We start from the raw sequence: 18246 nt of genomic DNA on the forward strand, positions 1-18246 counted from the left end.
ATATAATTTCCAAAATAAACTTCATCTAGAACTTAAATTTTTTACAAATGTTTTCATAAAAAATCAACTCCTTGAAATAAATTTAAATTTCCTTAATAGGAATGTTTATATTTTAATAAATTCAAATATTTTTTTCAAGATTTTTACTTAAATCAACTTAAAAATGAAAATTATTTATTTTTTTTTATTGTCTGTAATATACTTTTTTAATTTTGTTATATTTTTTCAATTTACAATTACTTAATTTTTAGTTTATTTTAAAAATAAAAAAAATTCCTATTTTTAATGTAGGAATTAAAGTTTTTAAAGGTTATTTGAAATTTGTGTTTATATTTAAATTTTATATTCATTTTTTATAATTATTTTGTTCTATACAAAAATAAGAACAATTTAATTATAACAATTTTATTTTATATTTTAACACTTATTTAAGTTAAATATTTTCATTAAAATTATAAAAATAAAATTGTTAAGCAAACTGCACAATTGTGCAGTTTTGAAAATATTAATATCTACATTTTTTGTGATTTACTACTAGAACTTTGACTTTTACTTGTTGAAGCTTCACTGTTTACTTTTGATTTATCTTTTTCAAATCCAAGAGCATTAGCAACTTTTTCTCGTCTTTCACGTTCGTTTTTTTCTCCTCAAGCTTTGTTTGTTTCTCTAGCTTCTTTAGCGTATTTGTCTCTATCTGCTTTGCTTCAATCTATTGGTTCTCATGGCATAATTTTGTGTTTCCTCTCTTTATTATTTTTTGAATATTTTTTTCTAACCTTAAAATATCCAATAAAAATTATATATTTTTAAAACTAAAAATATGTAAAAATAATAAATAATCACTATTTTAAAAAATAGTGATTATTACTTTTAAGATTTTATATTTACAATTTAGAATTAATTAAACATAGTTATTTTTGTAAGTCACACAGATTACTAAACATTCCCAATTAATCTTTTAGAGTAAAAAATAATTTTCTTTTGATAATGGTTTATTAAGGGATTGTAAATGCATAGAGTTTATTTCATTTTTTATATCAAATTCATTATTTGAACTATTTATGTTTTTGTCAAGTTCAATAATTGGTTTAACATTATCGATTAATAATTTTTCCTCATGATTGATATTTTTTTGAAAATTATTTTTCAACTTGCGTCCAACAATACCTATTAAACCTAATGTAGTTGTAATTCCTAAATATAGTCAGTATTTTCAAGTTTGTTTTTCTTTAGATGTATCATTATTTTTAATGTGTTTTAATTTTAATCATGATATTTGTTTTTCAGTAAAGGCTTGAATTTGATTTTGTTGTAGTGATTGAATTTGTCTTTTAGAAAATGATTTTATTTGGTGTAAAGTTAATGCTGGTATTTGTTCTGGAGTCAGTCATGATATTGATTTTATAGTAGTTAATGAAGATATTGAATTGATATTATCAAACATTAAATTAGAACGTTTTTGTCTAGAAAAAACAGATTGATCTTTAAAAAACAATTTTTGCTCTGTACTAAACGCTTGAATTTGCTCTTTAGTAAATCATGATATTTGTTTTTCAGTAAAGGCTTGAATTTGATTTTGTTGTAGTGATTGAATCTGTTCTCTAGTAAATGCTTCAATTTGTGGTTTAGTTAATAATTTAATTTCAATTAATTTTAAATACTTAATTTCTTCTAATGGAATATTATGAATTTCATTTGGCATTTTACAAGCAATACTATCAAATATAATTGCTGGTATTTGTTGTGGAGTCAATCATTTTTTTTGTTGTTCAGTCAATAAATTAACTATACTTAAATAATTAATTTGTTGTTCTGTCAATGCTTGAACTTGTTGTTCAGTGAATGCTTGAATTTGACGTCTACTTAATGTTTGAAATTGTTCTAGAGTCAATGCTTGAACTTGTTCTGAAGTAAGCCATGATATTTGTTCTGGAGTCAATCATGATATTTGTTCTGACGTAAATAATTTTGTTAAAGACGGATTTAATTTTGATAAATGATTTTTTTTAAAATAAATAAGTTGTTCTTTTTTTAACGCTTGAACTTGTTGTGGAGTAAATCATGATATTTGTTTTTCATTCAATGAAAATATTTGTCAGGGCATAAAAAGTGATATTTGTTGTTCTGTCAATGCTTGAATTTGTTGTTCTGTCAATGCTTGAATTTGATTTTTAAGCAATAATGATATTTGTTCTGCAGTAAGTCATGATATTTGTTGTTTAGTGAATGCTTCTATTAGTTCTATTTTTAACGTTTGAATTTGAAGAGGTTGTAATGCTTGAACTTGTTGTTCAGTGAATGCTTGAATTTGTTGTTTAGTGAATGCTTCAATTTGTGGCACAGTCAATACTTGAACTTGTTGTGAAGTCAATCATGATATTTGTTCTGGAGTCAATGATGATATTTGTTGTCGAGTCAATCATGATATTTGTTGTGGAATTAATGAACCAATTTGTTCTTCTTTTCATTTTATAATTTGTCTTGCAGTAAATGCTCTAATTTGATCTTTGTTAAATATTGAAAGAGAAATTTTTTTGCATTTTAAAATCAAATCATTAATTTCATTTTTTCTACTAATAGAAATTAATTCAAGTTGTTGTTGAGTGAATGCTTGAATTTGATTTTGTTGTAGTGATTGAATCTGTTTTGCAGTTAATAATTCAATTTGGTCTGTAGTTAATCATTGAATTTGGTTTTCAGTAAAGGCTTGAATTTGGCTTTCAGTCAATGCTTGAATTTGTTGTTCTGTCAATGCTTGAATTTGATCTTCTTTTAATGATTCAATTTGTGATACAGTCAGTGCTTGAATTTGAAATGGTTGTAATGCTTGAATTTGCAAAACTTTAAAACTTTCTATTGAAATTACCGATATTTGTTTTGCGGTAAATGATGTAATTTGTTGTGGAGTAAATCATGATATTTGTTCTGAATTAAATAATAATATTTTTTCTATTTCGAATTCTTTAATTTGTTCTGCTTTTAACGCTTGAACTTGTTGTGAAGTCAATTTATTATTAAATCGTTGATCATAAATAGAACGTTTTTTTTTAGAAACATGAAGAAAAAAATTTTTATTTATCAATAATTGAACTTTTTCTGGACTAAATGCTTGAATTTGAAATGGTTGTAATGCTTGAATTTCAGATATACTCAATGATTCAATTTGTTCTGCAGTTAATCGTTGAATTTGTTTTTCAGTCAATAATTGAATTTTACCAAATTTTAATATTTCATAATATGGAATATTATCGTTTACATTTATAAAACTATTTTTAAATCATGATATTTGTTCTGGAGTCAGTCATGATATTTGTTGTTGAGTGAATGCTTGAATTTGAGTTGTATTCAATGATTCAATTTGTTCTGCAGTTAATCGTTGAATTTGGCTTTCAGTCAATGCTTGAACTTGTTGTGAAGTCAATTTATTATTAAATTGTTCATGATAAATAGAACGTTTTTGTCTAGAAAAAATAGATTGATTTATAAGTAATGATTTTTGTCTTTTAATAGGTTTTTGAACTAACTTATTGCCTCATTCTTGTGCTTGTAAAAATTGTTGATTAATTTCTTCAATTTTTTCTTGTCTCTCTTGTATAGGACTTTTTCAAGTTGTATTTTCAATTTTTGTTACATTTTGATTAATATTAGTAATATTATTACTCAATATTTTTAGTAAATTATTCATTTTAAACACCTCTTTTTTTAAACCTAAAATCCTTATTTATTTTACTATAGACTTAGTGCATAACGTTTTTAAGTTTTAATGATAAATTATAAAATCCTGCAATTAAATTAAATCTTAAAAATATTTAAAATTTCATAAATTTCATTAAAAACTAGTTTATTAATACCAACTATTTTACGAAAATATTGATCTGATTTATCTTTTAATTCAAAATATGTCATAAAATTTATCCTTAACTATTCAACTTTTATTTTAATAATAACAAAAAAATGAAAAGTTAACTAGTTATACAGTAAGTCTTATTTTATAAATTTTAGTTCCATCTACTGTTGATGAATATAAATTACCTTCATTATCAAAAACAAGCATACCTGTTTTATCACTTTTTAAATCAGCAAAAACTGATTCAGAACCATCTTTATTTATTNTGAAAAGTTAACTAGTTATACAGTAAGTCTTATTTTATAAATTTTAGTTCCATCTACTGTTGATGAATATAAATTACCTTCATTATCAAAAACAAGCATACCTGTTTTATCACTTTTTAAATCAGCAAAAACTGATTCAGAACCATCTTTATTTATTTTATAAATTTTAGTTCCATGTGCTGTTGATGAATATAAATTACCTTCATTATCAAAAACAAGCATAAAAGTTTTATCACTTTTTAAATCAGCAAAAACTGATTCAGAACCATCTTTATTTATTTTATAAATTTTAGTTCCATGTGCTGTTGATGAATATAAATTACCTTCATTATCAAAAACAAGCATAAATGTTTTATCACTTTTTAAATCAGCAAAAACTGATTCAGAACCATCTTTATTTATTTTATAAATTTTAGTTCCATGTGCTGTTGATGAATATAAATTACCTTCATTATCAAAAACAAGCATAAAAGTTTTATCACTTTTTAAATCAGCAAAAACTGATTCAGAACCATCTTTATTTATTTTATAAATTTTAGTTCCATCTGCTGTTGATGAATATAAATTACCTTCATTATCAAAAACAAGCATAAAAGTTTTATCACTTTTTAAATCAGCAAAAACTGATTCAATATTAATAAATGTTTTTTCAGAACCACATGCAATAACACTAGTACTTGTTATTGTAGAAAAAGCCATTACTCCTAAAATACTTAATAATTTTTTCATATCTTATTACCTCCTAAAATTTCTTAATGTAATTTTACATGATTTAAAAATTATAGTAAGAAAATTTAGGGGGTTATTTATATGCCAAAAACACTTAAAAATGAGAAAATTAAAAGAACTCAAAAGATAAAAGATGTTAATGCTCCAAAACAACCAATGAATGCTTATTTCTTTTTTCTTAAAGATAAGCGAAGCGATTTTAAAGCGACTCATTCTGATTTAAAATCAACTGAAATTGTTAAATCTTTAAATAAACGCTACTTGCTACTTGCTACTTAGCCCTTTTTACTAGACCATTAATTTAAAAAAAAATTGAATGTATTCGAAAAACAATTGTGTTATACAATTAACACTAATTTTGACATGAAAAAATTTTTAATAATGGATAAAATTAAACAAATAGCATTAGTAATTAACAAGTTAAATATCAAACAAAAAATTCAAATTATTGATGATAGCAAAAACCAATATTCAATTAGATATCTTTGCCAACATCTTCAACTAAACCGATCAACATATTATTTTGTAAAAAACAAACAAAACCCTATTAAAAAAGAAAAAAATCAAATTAGTAATTGTACACATAAATATCAAGAATTATGCCAACTTTTACTTGAATTTCATTTTACAAGAAAAGGACAAATTTATGGCTATTTACGAATTTTTTCAGCATTTAAAGAATGATTAAAACAATACAAACATATTATTTTAAATCTAGAATTATCAACAAAACAAATGCGAAAAATTATGAAAGATCACAATCTTCAAGGATTAAAACAAACTAAAAATAACTATCCTAAAAACAAAAAAAATCCAAATAAGTGAATACCTACAATGGATAAAGTAAACAAAGATTATAAAAGTACAACCTCTTCAAATCAAATTTGATCAATGGACACTAAACAAATAAATACTAAAGAAGGTTGATTATATCTTTTTGTAATTATTGATTTTTATTCAAATAATATTGTAAGCTATAATACATGTTCAAACAAATCCTATCAAGATTTAATCCTTCCTGCACTTGAAAAAATAAATCAACAATTCTCTTGAAACCAAGTAAAAAACGTTATTTTACACTCAGATAACGCCAACGAATTTTATTGTCAAGACATCACAAATTGAGCTGCTGATAAGCAAATAATTTTAAGCAAAAAACAACCTTATGATATTGGTGGCAATGTAATATCTGAAAACTGATTTTCTCATTTATCTCAAGAATGACTACCTAAAGGTTCAAATCAATATTTTTCTCTCAATGAAGCTATAAATGATGTAAACCAATATATTATGTTTTATAATTACGAAAGAATACATTCTAAATTTCTAAAACCACCAATTTCACAAATAAAAATTTAAAACTGTCTATCCAAAAGTGGTCCAGTATTTAGGGCTAACCACCTGACCTTTATTTAATTATTTATGTTCGTTTTCGTTTTTATTTTCAAATTCTGACTTTGCAACTGGTTTATTTTTATTTTCACATGAACCAGTTTTACATTTTCTATTTTTAAATTTTTCTTTTAATTTATTAAACATTTGTTTTTACCTCAGTTTCTTTTTGAATTATTGCTGATTTAATTGTTTGTTTGTAAATAGATTTTGGTTGAAATTTTGGTGAGTAATGTTCACTCATTTGTAAAGTTTGACCAGTTCTAGGACTTCTTACTGTTCTTGCATTCTTTTTAACAATCATGAATTTTCCAAGATTTGAAATATCAACAAATTCGCCAATTGAATTCTTGGAAATAATTATTTCTGAAAGTTTATCAATGCAGTTTTCAACATCTTTTTTATTCAAATTAATTTCATTACTTATTGCTTTTACTAGTTCTTTTTTGTTCATACTATCCCTCCAAAAATTTTAATTTTTAATTATTTTTATCTTATTCTTCTTCTTTTTTAAGAATCTCACGGTTAGGATTTTGTTCAGCTATTATTTGTTTATAAATTGTATCACGATATTTTACACAACCATCAATAACATTTTCTAAAGGATTTTGAGCAATACGTACTTCAAAGATATCTCCTTCATATTTTTGACGAACTGGTTTTGTACCAGATTTATTAGATTTAATTTCAATGAAATATTCTTTAGATAATTCTTCTTTAATAAATTCATCTATTTTTTTAATATAAGCTCCACCACCACAAATTGTGATTCCCTTACCTTTTTTCTTTAAGTCACTAACACTTCCAGCAGCTTTGTCTCCGACAGTTCTTAACACTGTTCTAATTGCAGGAATAACATGTTCTCTAAATTGAAATTGCATAACACTTTCACGAATTTCTTCGGGTGTAATTTCAATAGTTTTAGAAATTGACATTGTTTCTCCGGGTTGAGAGTCCAATCTAGGTAATGAAATCCCCGAAATAGTATACGGTTTTTCATTTTGATATTTCATAAGTGAACCAATGTTTTTAAGAACATCTTCAGCTTCTTTTGTTCCAATTTTTATAGCATGTTTTTTAGCAATGTATTCTTGAATTTTTTGTGTTAAAAAATCTCCAGCACAATGTGTTGTATATGAATATAAAATTGAATCATTATTAATGACAGCAATATCAGTGCTTCCTCCACCAATATCAATACACATAATTGCTGTTCCAAAAATATCTTGTCCCGAACCTAGCGCTGCCATTTTAACTTCTTCTTGTACAAATCCACGCAGTGCTCCTAATTGATGAACAATATTTTCTAAGGCTTCTCTTTGTATTGTATTGATTTCACTTGGTGTAGCCATTAATACAATCAAGTCACGTTTTTTATCTATTTTTTCTAGTTCTTTAAAATTTTTTATCGAATTATTATCTATTTGTTTTATATTTGTAATTTCAAGTCTGAAATCTTGAAAAATTTTAGCAAGAATACGTTGTAAAGCATCGGCGTCAGCAATATTACCGTCACGAACTGGACGTTTAATAATAACATTTTCATTAGTTTTATCCATCAATGCTTTTGCTTCTTCACCATAAATAATTATATTTTTTTCATAATCTTCAGCTAAATATGTTGGTGCATCATATCTAAGACCAGTATTAATATATCTAGCTTTAAAATTTTCAGTTCCAATATCTAAAGCTAATCACTGATAATCATTTATAGATTTAAGCTTATTACTTTTCTTAATTTCTTTTATTTTTTTAAACATTTTTATTCTCCTTTCTTAAAAATATTTTAAATCCTATTTTTTCTTATTATAATTTTACAATATTTATAAAATAAGTTCTTTGTATACTTTTTTAACAATAAAATTTGGATGGGTTACACAGATTACTAAACATTACCAAATAATCAGAAGAAAACATTAGTCTTTATCTAATTCTAAATCAATTTTTTCACCAATTAAGTAACCATCTTCACCTTTACCATTTAGTTCTAAAATTATATTATTTGTTATTATTTTTTTATATTCTTCATCTGATAGATTTAATTTTAATTCATTTATGTCATTTTGATTTATTGTAAAAATAAATTGATAATTTTTTAAAATATTTAAATATTTTAAAAAATTAGAAAATTTATTAATATCTACTCCATGAAAAATATTACTGTCATGTATTAAAAATTTTATATTTACTTGATTTAAAATTAATATCAATGTATCAAAACACATTATTTTAGCATTAGTAATACCGGTTGACGAATCATAATTGATTTTAGGTTCAATTGAAAATTGAAGTTGATTATTTTTATTTGAATTAACATCTATTGTTATTCCACCTACATATTCTTCCGGATAAAAATTATTAATAATTTTTGTAAAATAAGTATTTAACTTTTTAATATAATCTTGAATTGAATCAAGATATTCTTGTGCTTTGCTATTATTAATACTTATTTGTTCATCTATTGATAATTTATTTCTTTTAAATTTTGTTATTTTTTCCTTAACTGATGTCATTTGAGAAATAATAGTGTTATATTCAATTAAATCACCTCTATTATTCATAAAATTATAAATTTCATCAATTTCTTTTTCAATTTTATTTTTATAACTTTTTTTAAAAATTAATTGTTGTTCGATTTCATTTTTATCATTTTTTAGTTTAGTTATTCTATTTTCAATAATTTTTTTATGAAAATTTTCTACCTCTGTAAGATTTCTTATAGAATTTTTTGGAAAAATTGTTAATACTTCTCCATATAATTCTTTTATATCATTAAGTTGTATTTCTATATTCTGATTAAGTGCTTCATTTATAAGATTAATTTTTTTATTATATATAAATATAAGATTTAATATATCTTGTAATTCTAATCTTTTATTATATAATTTTTGTTTTAATTCAGATAAATTTTCTGCTAATTTAAAATTTTTTAATTGTTTTTCAAATAATTCTAATTTACGCTTCAATGCATCTATTTCAATTTTTGCATCAGCATTTTCATCTACTAATGTTTTTTTTATCTCCGGATCTTCAAATTGTTTTAAGGCATTTTTAAAATTATCTTTTTTATCATTTAATTCTTTTTTTAATCTTACTAATTTTAAGTCTAGTCCCAATAAATAAAAAACATTTAACAAGCTGTTATATGGAGTTTGTTTTTCATGGCTTTTTATTGGGTTAAAAAAACTACTACTTTTATATCTAAAAAATATGATAAGATCGTTCTAAAACTTATTTCATTATTTTTAATAATATTTATTTCATTTGAAAGAAAATTTTTAACATCAGTTAACCCTGAAATTATTACTTTTTCATCTTTATATATTTCAATAATTGATTGTTTTTCAGCGTTTCTTTTAATTGTATATAAACTATCATTAATTTTTATATCTAAAAAAAACGAATATTTTAATTTAGATAATGATTTTAAAGTATTCGAACCTAAACAAAAATCAACTAAAATCAAACTTAATGTTTTTCCAACTCCGTTATATGTATTTTTTGATTTTTCTTTCAATTCTACACCACATATAAATGAGAAACCATTTTCATTAAATTTTATAGTATTAAATTTATTTCTATTTGAATATAGTTTTAAAATTTTCATTATTAATTACCAACTTATCTTTTTTAAAAATTATTAATTTAATAATATACAAATAATCCATAGCTAATAAAAATTGTGAAAAATTTAATTTATATTTTACTATTTTTTTATCAACATATTCTTTTAAATACAAATTATAACAATCATCTACGGATAATTTTTCATCATTATTTTTAATTAAAAAAAATATTATTCCACCCAAACAAAATAAAGTTTCTGACATATTTATATTTTTAGTTCGAAAAAAGCTAAATTTCATAACTATTCACTCTTTCTAATTTACCTACTTTTTAAAATGCTACAATTTTCAAAATATTTAGCCATAATTACTCATTTTGCATCTTCAACTTGTTTTAATTTTAAATTATTTCAGTTATTTTTACATATATAAAATTTTTGAAAAATATATTCAAATTGATCATTTGAATCTTCAAATTTTTTTTGTGATTCTTTATACAATGTAATTATTTTTTTTCCAATTTCTTCTGTTGAAAATTGATCTAAATCTCTCATAATATTTTCTAGTTTAGTTAAAGAAAGATAAGCAATATTCAAATAAGCAGTTTTATTAAAATCTAAATTATTAAATTTAATTTTTTTTGTAAAATCTAATGGTTCATTTATTTTTTCTTCCAATTTAGGCAACTTAACTAAATTATCAATTATCTCTGATATAATAGTTGCGCTTAAATCTATATCAAAATTATTATCAAGATAAGGTGCTTCCAAAATTTTTTTCATTTCATTAACATTTAATTGTTCGAATATATTTTTAATTTCTCTTTGTGTTCAAAGTGTAATTTTTAATTTATAATCAAATTCTAATGAATTAACTTTACTACATATAGGTGAAGGTAAATTTTCATTTAATTTATCATTAATTACAAATATAAATTCTTTTAATGGACTTTTTCACTGACCTTCTTTAATTTTTTCAATTAATCCTTTTAAATCACTTTCTATTTTTTTATTTACAAAGTGCTACTTGCTACTTGCTACTTAGCCCTTTTTACTAGACCATTAATTTAAAAAAAACTTGAATGTATTCGAAAAACAATTGTGTTATACAATTAACACTAATTTTGACATGAAAGGATTTTTAATAATGGATAAAATTAAACAAATAGCATTAGTAATTAACAAGTTAAATATCAAACAAAAAATTCAAATTATTGATGATAGCAAAAACCAATATTCAATTAGATATCTTTGCCAACATCTTCAACTAAACCGATCAACATATTATTTTGTAAAAAACAAACAAAACCCTATTAAAAAAGAAAAAAATCAAATTAGTAATTGTACACATAAATATCAAGAATTATGCCAACTTTTACTTGAATTTCATTTTACAAGAAAAGGACAAATTTATGGCTATTTACGAATTTTTTCAGCATTTAAAGAATGATTAAAACAATACAAACATATTATTTTAAATCTAGAATTATCAACAAAACAAATGCGAAAAATTATGAAAGATCACAATCTTCAAGGATTAAAACAAACTAAAAATAACTATCCTAAAAACAAAAAAAATCCAAATAAGTGAATACCTACAATGGATAAAGTAAACAAAGATTATAAAAGTACAACCTCTTCAAATCAAATTTGATCAATGGACACTAAACAAATAAATACTAAAGAAGGTTGATTATATCTTTTTGTAATTATTGATTTTTATTCAAATAATATTGTAAGCTATAATACATGTTCAAACAAATCCTATCAAGATTTAATCCTTCCTGCACTTGAAAAAATAAATCAACAATTCTCTTGAAACCAAGTAAAAAACGTTATTTTACACTCAGATAACGCCAACGAATTTTATTGTCAAGACATCACAAATTGAGCTGCTGATAAGCAAATAATTTTAAGCAAAAAACAACCTTATGATATTGGTGGCAATGTAATATCTGAAAACTGATTTTCTCATTTATCTCAAGAATGACTACCTAAAGGTTCAAATCAATATTTTTCTCTCAATGAAGCTATAAATGATGTAAACCAATATATTATGTTTTATAATTACGAAAGAATACATTCTAAATTTCTAAAACCACCAATTTCACAAATAAAAATTTAAAACTGTCTATCCAAAAGTGGTCCAGTATTTAGGGCTAACCACCATGGCAACACTTTTTAGGATTATTTTTTGATATTTAATAGGAACTTTATAATTCACAGTACTGTGAATTATAAAGTTAAAAACTAGACTTTTTAAAATTTTAATAATAAATAAAAATTAAGTGTCTAATTCTTTTATAGCATCATAAAGTTTACTAACAATAAAAGCTAAAGTAGGGCCACCACCAAAAAGAACAGCAACTTTGGCACTTTCTAAAATTTCATCACGTGTTGCTTTTAATTGCAACGCATTATTAATATGTTTTAAAATACATTCATGACAACGGTTGTAACTAGCTATACCAATTGCAATTAATTCTTTAGTTTTAGTATCAAGATTATCATTTTTCATAATTTCTGAATTTAAAGAACTATAAGCTTTCATGAAATTTATTTCTTTTTTATTAAAATCTATTAAATTATTATTTAATTTTTCTAAAATTACTTTTGAACTTGACATAATATTTTTTTCCTTTCTTTTTTTATCTAAATAACAAATTATTTTCCATTTCCAATCTACGATTTTTACTATGTATTTTTTCTACTAATTTTAAGGCAAAAGGAAAAACACAACCCAAAGATGGACTAGTAATAATATTGCCATCCATTATAACTGGTAATTTATTATTTATTTTACCTATTTTTTTTACTGCCTCTAAACAAGAAGGATAAATAGTATATTCTTTATCATTTAATAATCCAAATTCTGCTAAAACCATTGGTCCAGCACAAATAGCAGCAATTATTTTTTGCTCTTTATTTGCATTTGTTAATCATTCTTTTAATTTTTTTGATTTTTTTAAATTTATAACTTGATCTCAGCCCCCAGGTAAAATAAAAGCTTGATAATCTTGATAGTTTGCTCGATCAAAATTAATATCAATTTTAATATTGAATCTATTACAACTAGTTACTTCTTTATTACTTACACTTATTAAATCAACTATAATATTTGCTCTTTTAAGCAAATCAGCAGTAACTATTGCTTCTCCCTCTTCATAACCATTTTCTAAAAACATCGCTACTCTCATTAATTTTCATCTCCTTATTTTTAAATAGTATTTTTTCTTTTTAATTTTATTTTAAAATTTAATGTTATGTTTATAGTTATATAAATTTTATGTAAAATTATCATTTTTTGATAAAAAATAAAAGTCTATTTTATTACTAATTTAATAATATATAATATTTTTACTAAATTTTATGGTTCTTTACAATGGATATTTAATTTAAATCCAAAAATAATAATTGTAGATATTAAAATTATTGAATCTAAACTTACAACTTCTCAATTTTTTATAAATATTCCATAAATTATTCATAAAAAACAAGATAATAGTTGAATTAATAACATGAAAAATGATAAATCACGTACTCTTTTTGTTTTTATAATTTTAATAATTTGAGGTAAAAATATAAAACTATTTACAGCAACTGCTAATCAACCAATTATTTCTACATTCATAAATTACCTCCTTTGTTTTATTTAAATAATATTATTTTCTTTGATTTTTAATACAAGTTCTAAACTTAAATTTTCTTTGATTTTTAATATATAATTTTGTAAATCTTTTTCATTTTTAATTTGTTCAATTATAGTTTTAATTTCTTGACTTAAATCTTGTTTTAATAATCAATTAATCTTATCTTTTATAGTTTTAATTTTATTATTAATGATATTAACAGTTTCAATATTTATATCTTTAATTTCATTAATAAGAGTAGTTTTTTCTTCACTATAATTCTTTATTTTTCAAATTGGTAATGTTTCAACTTTGGCTACATTAAGACGATTGTATTTAATAATTTGTGTATTTACTGGTAGTTTAATAAGAGTTTCAGCTGTAATTAATGGTGTTTGTTTTTGATAGGTCGTAGTTGATGTATGTTTTTCACTTTTAGTTGTACTAGTTTCATTTACTTTGATTGTGCCATATTCTTCTGCTAATATTTTCGCGTTTTGATAGTCATTAGTATGTAAAAAATATTTTAAATTACAATTGGCAATAAGCGTACGATAATTTTTATATTTATTTTTAAGTTGTTCAAAATCTTGAATGACTAACATAAATCAAATATTTCTACTTCTTGCTGCAATTATTCAATTAGTTATATCTTTAATCATTGGTAAATTAGCAAATTCATCTAATAAAAATAATGTTGGTCTTTTTAATGTTTTTAAAGCTGAAGTATCAGCTTTACCAATTAAAAATTTATATAATTGTGCAATAAACAGATTTGCTAAAAAATGATATTCATTACGGTGGTTAGCCCTAAATACTGGACCACTTTTGGATAGACAGTTTTAAATTTTTATTTGTGAAATTGGTGGTTTTAGAAATTTAGAATGTATTCTTTCGTAATTATAAAACATAATATATTGGTTTACATCATTTATAGCTTCATTGAGAGAAAAATATTGATTTGAACCTTTAGGTAGTCATTCTTGAGATAAATGAGAAAATCAGTTTTCAGATATTACATTGCCACCAATATCATAAGGTTGTTTTTTGCTTAAAATTATTTGCTTATCAGCAGCTCAATTTGTGATGTCTTGACAATAAAATTCGTTGGCGTTATCTGAGTGTAAAATAACGTTTTTTACTTGGTTTCAAGAGAATTGTTGATTTATTTTTTCAAGTGCAGGAAGGATTAAATCTTGATAGGATTTGTTTGAACATGTATTATAGCTTACAATATTATTTGAATAAAAATCAATAATTACAAAAAGATATAATCANCTTTATATTTTTTCTAGTTATTAAAAATGGATATAATATTATTAATAATAAAATTCCTAAAAGTAAATAACCATATCAAGGCATTATTTATCAACTCCTAACCAACTAAAAATCCAACTGCTTTTAAAAATACTCACAATGTTAAAACTTGTTCTAAACCACTAGTAAAATCAACATTTAAAACAGAACTAATAGTATCATCAAAAATACGTCTCAATAATCCGTCAAGTTTAGTAAAAAATTCTCTTAATGGTTCCACCGGTAAAACTTTACCAACAACACCATAAAGTACTCATCTAAAAGCATTACGTAAATGACCAAAAAACATCATATCAACTAACACGCTCATACTCAGGGTTAAAAGGACTATTTGGCGGTACTGGTGTTACTTTCTCACTTGAAAAAATATTAATTTGACCAAAATTCAACTGTGGTGAAAAAGTTGCTCTAGTTGATTCACCATGAACATCAAAAAATACTGTTAAATGTCTTAAATTTGGAACACGAATAGGCATAGTAACAAAATTATATAAATCTTGTTGATAAATATCATTATCCACTTTACCTTTAAAAACATATTTTGTATCACCAACATAATCTAAAAAACTAAAAGTAAAATTAGCAGTAAAAGTTTTAAAATATTCATATTCAAAATAAAACATAAAACCTTGAATATAAAAACTCAAAGGTTTATCAATTTCAAAATTTAACTGTGTTTGAAAATTTATAATACTTTTACCAGTATTAACAAAATTTAAATTATTAGTATTATTCTTTGCAACATAATTATGATTAAACATAATACGTGAAAATTCATCTAATTGTTTTCTATTAAAAGTATAAACGCCAGTTCCCATATCTATCATTTGTGACGGAACACCAACTGTATCACTATAATAATAACACGTATATAAAACTTCATTATTACCTATAAATTCACCACTTACTAATTTTAAATCCGGTTGGTCAACATCAAAATAAGCAGAATTTCATGGTATTGTTGCTCAATCATCAAAATTATGATACTTAACATGTTTAACCATTTCTTTTGTAATATCATAATTAACGACATTAGGGTCATTTGAAACAATTAAACTAGTGGGTGCTTGAACAGAAGTATTTACAACAAAAAATAATTTAGCAAACTTAAATCACATAATTATTTACCAAATAAACATTTTAAAATTCACCATGAACCATAAAACAAAACAAATCCAATAAAAAACTGTGTTCCATAAACTACTAAATTTCATAAAATAGTAGTAAAATCATCAACTGGATTACCTATAAACATAGTTCAATAATCAACTATACATTGATGTATTTTATTGTAAATTTCTAAAACACTCATACTTAACACCTACCCAAACAATGACCTAAAAACAAATTTAATACTACGATAAATAAAATTAAAAAATACACCTAATACTAATCAAAAAGTCAAATTAAACAAAATATAAACTTCATTAGTAATATTTGGTTGATTTAAAAATATTTGAATATCTTTACTAGAAAATATAAAAATAAAATGTAATATACTAAGAACAAAATTAGACATAATTAATTACCTACTTTTATTCCACTAACATCTTGTGTTTGTTTATGACCCTTAGCAATTTCTTTACCAACTGAAACAGAAGCCTTACCAATTTTCTTAACACCATAACCTAAACCTAATGTTGGTAACATTAATTCGGGTAAAATAACCCTAAATGCAAATCTAAGCAAAATTAAAAATATCATTAACGTACCTAAATTAAAACCTAAATCACCAAGTGGAAAACTAAAAAACTTCATAAAAATTGAAGCAAATAAATGCATAACTGTTGTAATAAAAGGTATAAACATAATTTCACATCCTAATGTCTTGTAAATCTAAATAATCCTAAAATTAAATAAAATACAAAACTAACATTTATTAAAGCAAGAATAGGCAAAGGTAAAGTGTATAAACTATCATAAAAAAACGACTTAATAAAAAGTGTCACAGTATGTAATCCAGCAAAAGAACTTAAATACTGCATATAAATAGTTTGTACCAAAGTATTAACAACTGGTAAAAGTTTTTCCTAATGATATGGCAGTTTTTAAAATTTTTTACTTAGCAATTGAAAATATCACAAAAAAATGAACATTGCCTATTCAAAATTGAAATACAGCAATTGCTCATTTTATGATAAAATTTGAAGACAGAATTAATCTGAACTAGTACTTTGTAAAACAAAGAAACACAGATTACTAAAAAGCCTCATCAAATTTGCTCATATACAAACGATTTAAAAATTTATATGGTTTATAAGTATTCAAAAAATAAACAAGCCTAATTAGGCTTGTTTTAAATGAATTAAAGATACTTATTTTAGTTATTTAATCGTAATTTTTTTAGTTTTTGTTTGTTCTTTTTTAGGTATTTTAACAATTAGTATACCATTTTTAAAATTAGCATCTATAGACTCTTCACTTATATTAGATGGTAAATTAATAGAGCGAGAGAATGAACCATAATATCTTTCTTGAATATGATAATTTTTATTTTTCTTTTCATTAACATCTTCTTTTTTAGCTTCTATTGTAAGAACGTTATTATTTATTTTTAAATCAATGTTTTCTTGTAAAACACCAGGTAATTCAATTTCTAAACAGTATTCAGAATCATTTTCAAAAACATCTGTTTTTGGTAAAAATGTTCTTTCTCGGTCGTTGTTGGAAGTTAAAGGATAAGAAAAATCTATAATATCATTAAAAAAATTATCAAATATATCAGTTAAATAATTACGTCTAGAAAAATTGTTTTGTATATCTAATTTCTTTTTTGTTTGTGAAATTTCATTTTTCATATTAACACCTCCGTTTTTCTTAAATTAGCAATTAAGTTATTAGATTGCTAATTACAAATTTATTTTAAACCAAATTAATATTAAAAATCAAGTAATTTTTATTTTTAATTTGACGTTTAAGCAAAAAAGTTGAAAAAAATATATGAATTTATTAAAATGTAAATATTCCTAGTTAAGGAATTTTAAATTTAAATTTATTTCAAGGAGTTGATTTTTTATGAAAACATTTGTAAAAAATTTAAGTTCTAGATGAAGTTTATTTTGGAAATTATTTAAAAAAGAGCGTTTTGTTAAAAAGAAAAGTTTTTAATGTAAATAGACCACCATAATTATGGTGGTCTATTTACATGGTTCTTTATAATGAATATTTAATTTAAAACCTAAAATAATAATTGTAGATATTAAAATTATTGAATCTAAACTTACAACTTCTCAATTTTTTATAAATATTCCATAAGTTATTCATAAAAAACAAGATAATAATTGAATTAATAACATAAAAAATGATAAATCACGTACTCTTTTTGTTTTTATGATTTTTATAATTTGGGGTAAAAATATAAAACTATTTACAGCGACTGCTAATCAACCAATTATTTCTGCATTCATATAATATTCTCCTTTCTTTCTTTTTATTTTCTTTTAAAATAAAACAACGATATATGAATTCTCTCATATACCATTGTGTTTAAAATAAATTTGT

24 protein-coding genes and 1 pseudogene are annotated in these 18246 nt (G+C 22.8%); 4 read left to right on the plus strand and 21 right to left on the minus strand.

All coding sequences use genetic code 4. The features are described 5' to 3' along the window. Nucleotides 1-512: 512 nt before the first annotated feature. From SPIRDC1_RS00385 to SPIRDC1_RS00395, 3 genes are all read right to left on the minus strand, one after another. Nucleotides 513-728, minus strand: coding sequence for a hypothetical protein (locus SPIRDC1_RS00385; RefSeq protein WP_174479970.1), 216 nt, complete (start codon nt 726-728; stop codon nt 513-515). 230 nt (nt 729-958) lie between these two features. Beyond that, entirely contained in the window at nt 959-3685 is a 2727-nt protein-coding gene (locus SPIRDC1_RS00390) for a hypothetical protein (protein ID WP_174479971.1), read from the minus strand. A 443-nt stretch (nt 3686-4128) separates the two neighbouring features. After that, a complete protein-coding gene (locus tag SPIRDC1_RS00395; protein ID WP_174480260.1) occupies nt 4129-4842 on the minus strand; it encodes a DUF5050 domain-containing protein in 714 nt (237 codons plus the stop codon). A gap of 81 nt (nt 4843-4923) precedes the next feature. On the opposite strand from SPIRDC1_RS00395, the gene SPIRDC1_RS00400 reads away from it, so the two are divergent. Continuing rightward, nucleotides 4924-5121 (plus strand): HMG-box domain-containing protein, encoded by a 198-nt coding sequence (locus tag SPIRDC1_RS00400; protein ID WP_174479972.1) that lies wholly within the window; start codon nt 4924-4926, stop codon nt 5119-5121. 84 nt (nt 5122-5205) lie between these two features. After that, a complete protein-coding gene (locus SPIRDC1_RS00405) occupies nt 5206-6201 on the plus strand; it encodes an IS3 family transposase (protein ID WP_174479973.1) in 996 nt (331 codons plus the stop codon). 57 nt (nt 6202-6258) lie between these two features. Here SPIRDC1_RS00405 and SPIRDC1_RS10135 read toward each other — a convergent pair whose 3' ends face one another. The 7 genes from SPIRDC1_RS10135 to SPIRDC1_RS00435 all read right to left on the minus strand — a co-directional run bounded on the left by SPIRDC1_RS10135 (nt 6259) and on the right by SPIRDC1_RS00435 (nt 10582). Next, complete coding sequence (locus tag SPIRDC1_RS10135; protein ID WP_255495884.1) at nt 6259-6381, minus strand: hypothetical protein; 123 nt, start codon at nt 6379-6381, stop codon at nt 6259-6261. Beyond that, nucleotides 6374-6688: an HU family DNA-binding protein gene (locus SPIRDC1_RS00410; RefSeq protein ID WP_174479974.1), complete on the minus strand. Its 315-nt coding sequence runs from the start codon at nt 6686-6688 to the stop codon at nt 6374-6376. The genes SPIRDC1_RS10135 and SPIRDC1_RS00410 overlap by 8 nt, the downstream gene beginning before the upstream one ends. A 40-nt stretch (nt 6689-6728) precedes the next feature. Further along, entirely contained in the window at nt 6729-7994 is a 1266-nt protein-coding gene (locus SPIRDC1_RS00415; protein ID WP_174479975.1) for a rod shape-determining protein, read from the minus strand. Nucleotides 7995-8150: 156 nt separating this feature from the next. Beyond that, nucleotides 8151-9350: a DUF2326 domain-containing protein gene (locus tag SPIRDC1_RS00420; RefSeq protein WP_174479976.1), complete on the minus strand. Its 1200-nt coding sequence runs from the start codon at nt 9348-9350 to the stop codon at nt 8151-8153. 53 nt (nt 9351-9403) lie between these two features. Beyond that, nucleotides 9404-9751: a hypothetical protein gene (locus SPIRDC1_RS00425; protein WP_174479977.1), complete on the minus strand. Its 348-nt coding sequence runs from the start codon at nt 9749-9751 to the stop codon at nt 9404-9406. A gap of 61 nt (nt 9752-9812) precedes the next feature. Next, nucleotides 9813-10100 carry an ABC-three component system middle component 6 gene (locus tag SPIRDC1_RS00430; RefSeq protein WP_174479978.1) on the minus strand — a complete coding sequence of 96 codons (288 nt, stop codon included), beginning with the start codon at nt 10098-10100 and terminating at the stop codon, nt 9813-9815. A 20-nt stretch (nt 10101-10120) separates the two neighbouring features. Then, nucleotides 10121-10582: an ABC-three component system protein gene (locus SPIRDC1_RS00435; RefSeq protein WP_174479979.1), complete on the minus strand. Its 462-nt coding sequence runs from the start codon at nt 10580-10582 to the stop codon at nt 10121-10123. Between the two features lie 346 nt (nt 10583-10928). Between SPIRDC1_RS00435 and SPIRDC1_RS00440 the strand changes: the two genes are divergently transcribed. Further along, complete coding sequence (locus SPIRDC1_RS00440) at nt 10929-11924, plus strand: IS3 family transposase (RefSeq protein ID WP_174479968.1); 996 nt, start codon at nt 10929-10931, stop codon at nt 11922-11924. A gap of 159 nt (nt 11925-12083) precedes the next feature. On the opposite strand, the gene SPIRDC1_RS00445 is transcribed toward SPIRDC1_RS00440, so the two are convergent. The 9 genes from SPIRDC1_RS00445 to SPIRDC1_RS00485 form a co-directional block, all read right to left on the minus strand. Beyond that, nucleotides 12084-12425: a carboxymuconolactone decarboxylase family protein gene (locus tag SPIRDC1_RS00445; RefSeq protein WP_174479980.1), complete on the minus strand. Its 342-nt coding sequence runs from the start codon at nt 12423-12425 to the stop codon at nt 12084-12086. Between the two features lie 22 nt (nt 12426-12447). Next, nucleotides 12448-12996, minus strand: coding sequence for a DJ-1/PfpI family protein (locus tag SPIRDC1_RS00450; protein WP_174479981.1), 549 nt, complete (start codon nt 12994-12996; stop codon nt 12448-12450). A 170-nt stretch (nt 12997-13166) separates the two neighbouring features. Next, a complete protein-coding gene (locus SPIRDC1_RS00455; RefSeq protein ID WP_174479982.1) occupies nt 13167-13430 on the minus strand; it encodes a SemiSWEET family sugar transporter in 264 nt (87 codons plus the stop codon). A gap of 21 nt (nt 13431-13451) precedes the next feature. After that, on the minus strand, nt 13452-14210 hold the full coding sequence (locus tag SPIRDC1_RS00460) for a type IV secretory system conjugative DNA transfer family protein (RefSeq protein WP_368668546.1): 759 nt from the start codon (nt 14208-14210) through the stop codon (nt 13452-13454). A gap of 60 nt (nt 14211-14270) precedes the next feature. Beyond that, the coding region (locus SPIRDC1_RS09980; protein ID WP_233214948.1) for a DDE-type integrase/transposase/recombinase at nt 14271-14705 on the minus strand (435 nt) is incomplete at its 5' end. A 98-nt stretch (nt 14706-14803) separates the two neighbouring features. Then, entirely contained in the window at nt 14804-15037 is a 234-nt protein-coding gene (locus SPIRDC1_RS00470; protein WP_233214947.1) for a hypothetical protein, read from the minus strand. Continuing rightward, nucleotides 15012-15863 carry a hypothetical protein gene (locus SPIRDC1_RS00475; RefSeq protein ID WP_174479935.1) on the minus strand — a complete coding sequence of 284 codons (852 nt, stop codon included), beginning with the start codon at nt 15861-15863 and terminating at the stop codon, nt 15012-15014. Before SPIRDC1_RS00475 ends, SPIRDC1_RS00470 begins: the two co-directional genes overlap by 26 nt. A gap of 2 nt (nt 15864-15865) precedes the next feature. Continuing rightward, complete coding sequence (locus tag SPIRDC1_RS00480; protein WP_174479934.1) at nt 15866-16057, minus strand: hypothetical protein; 192 nt, start codon at nt 16055-16057, stop codon at nt 15866-15868. Nucleotides 16058-16266: 209 nt separating this feature from the next. Beyond that, nucleotides 16267-16554, minus strand: coding sequence for a hypothetical protein (locus SPIRDC1_RS00485; protein WP_174479933.1), 288 nt, complete (start codon nt 16552-16554; stop codon nt 16267-16269). 211 nt (nt 16555-16765) lie between these two features. Here SPIRDC1_RS00485 and SPIRDC1_RS10140 point away from each other — a divergent pair. Further along, nucleotides 16766-16915, plus strand: a pseudogene (locus tag SPIRDC1_RS10140) (IS256 family transposase); the annotation flags it as partial. A gap of 154 nt (nt 16916-17069) precedes the next feature. On the opposite strand, the gene SPIRDC1_RS00495 reads toward SPIRDC1_RS10140, so the two are convergent. Both SPIRDC1_RS00495 and SPIRDC1_RS00500 read right to left on the minus strand, forming a co-directional pair. Continuing rightward, nucleotides 17070-17543: an Hsp20/alpha crystallin family protein gene (locus tag SPIRDC1_RS00495; RefSeq protein WP_174479985.1), complete on the minus strand. Its 474-nt coding sequence runs from the start codon at nt 17541-17543 to the stop codon at nt 17070-17072. Nucleotides 17544-17882: 339 nt separating this feature from the next. After that, a complete protein-coding gene (locus tag SPIRDC1_RS00500) occupies nt 17883-18152 on the minus strand; it encodes a SemiSWEET family sugar transporter (RefSeq protein ID WP_174479986.1) in 270 nt (89 codons plus the stop codon). Nucleotides 18153-18246: the final 94 nt, after the last annotated feature.

It is taken from the genome of Spiroplasma endosymbiont of Danaus chrysippus (assembly GCF_902809815.1).
Classification (GTDB): Bacteria; Bacillota_I; Bacilli_A; order Mycoplasmatales; family VBWQ01; genus Spiroplasma_E.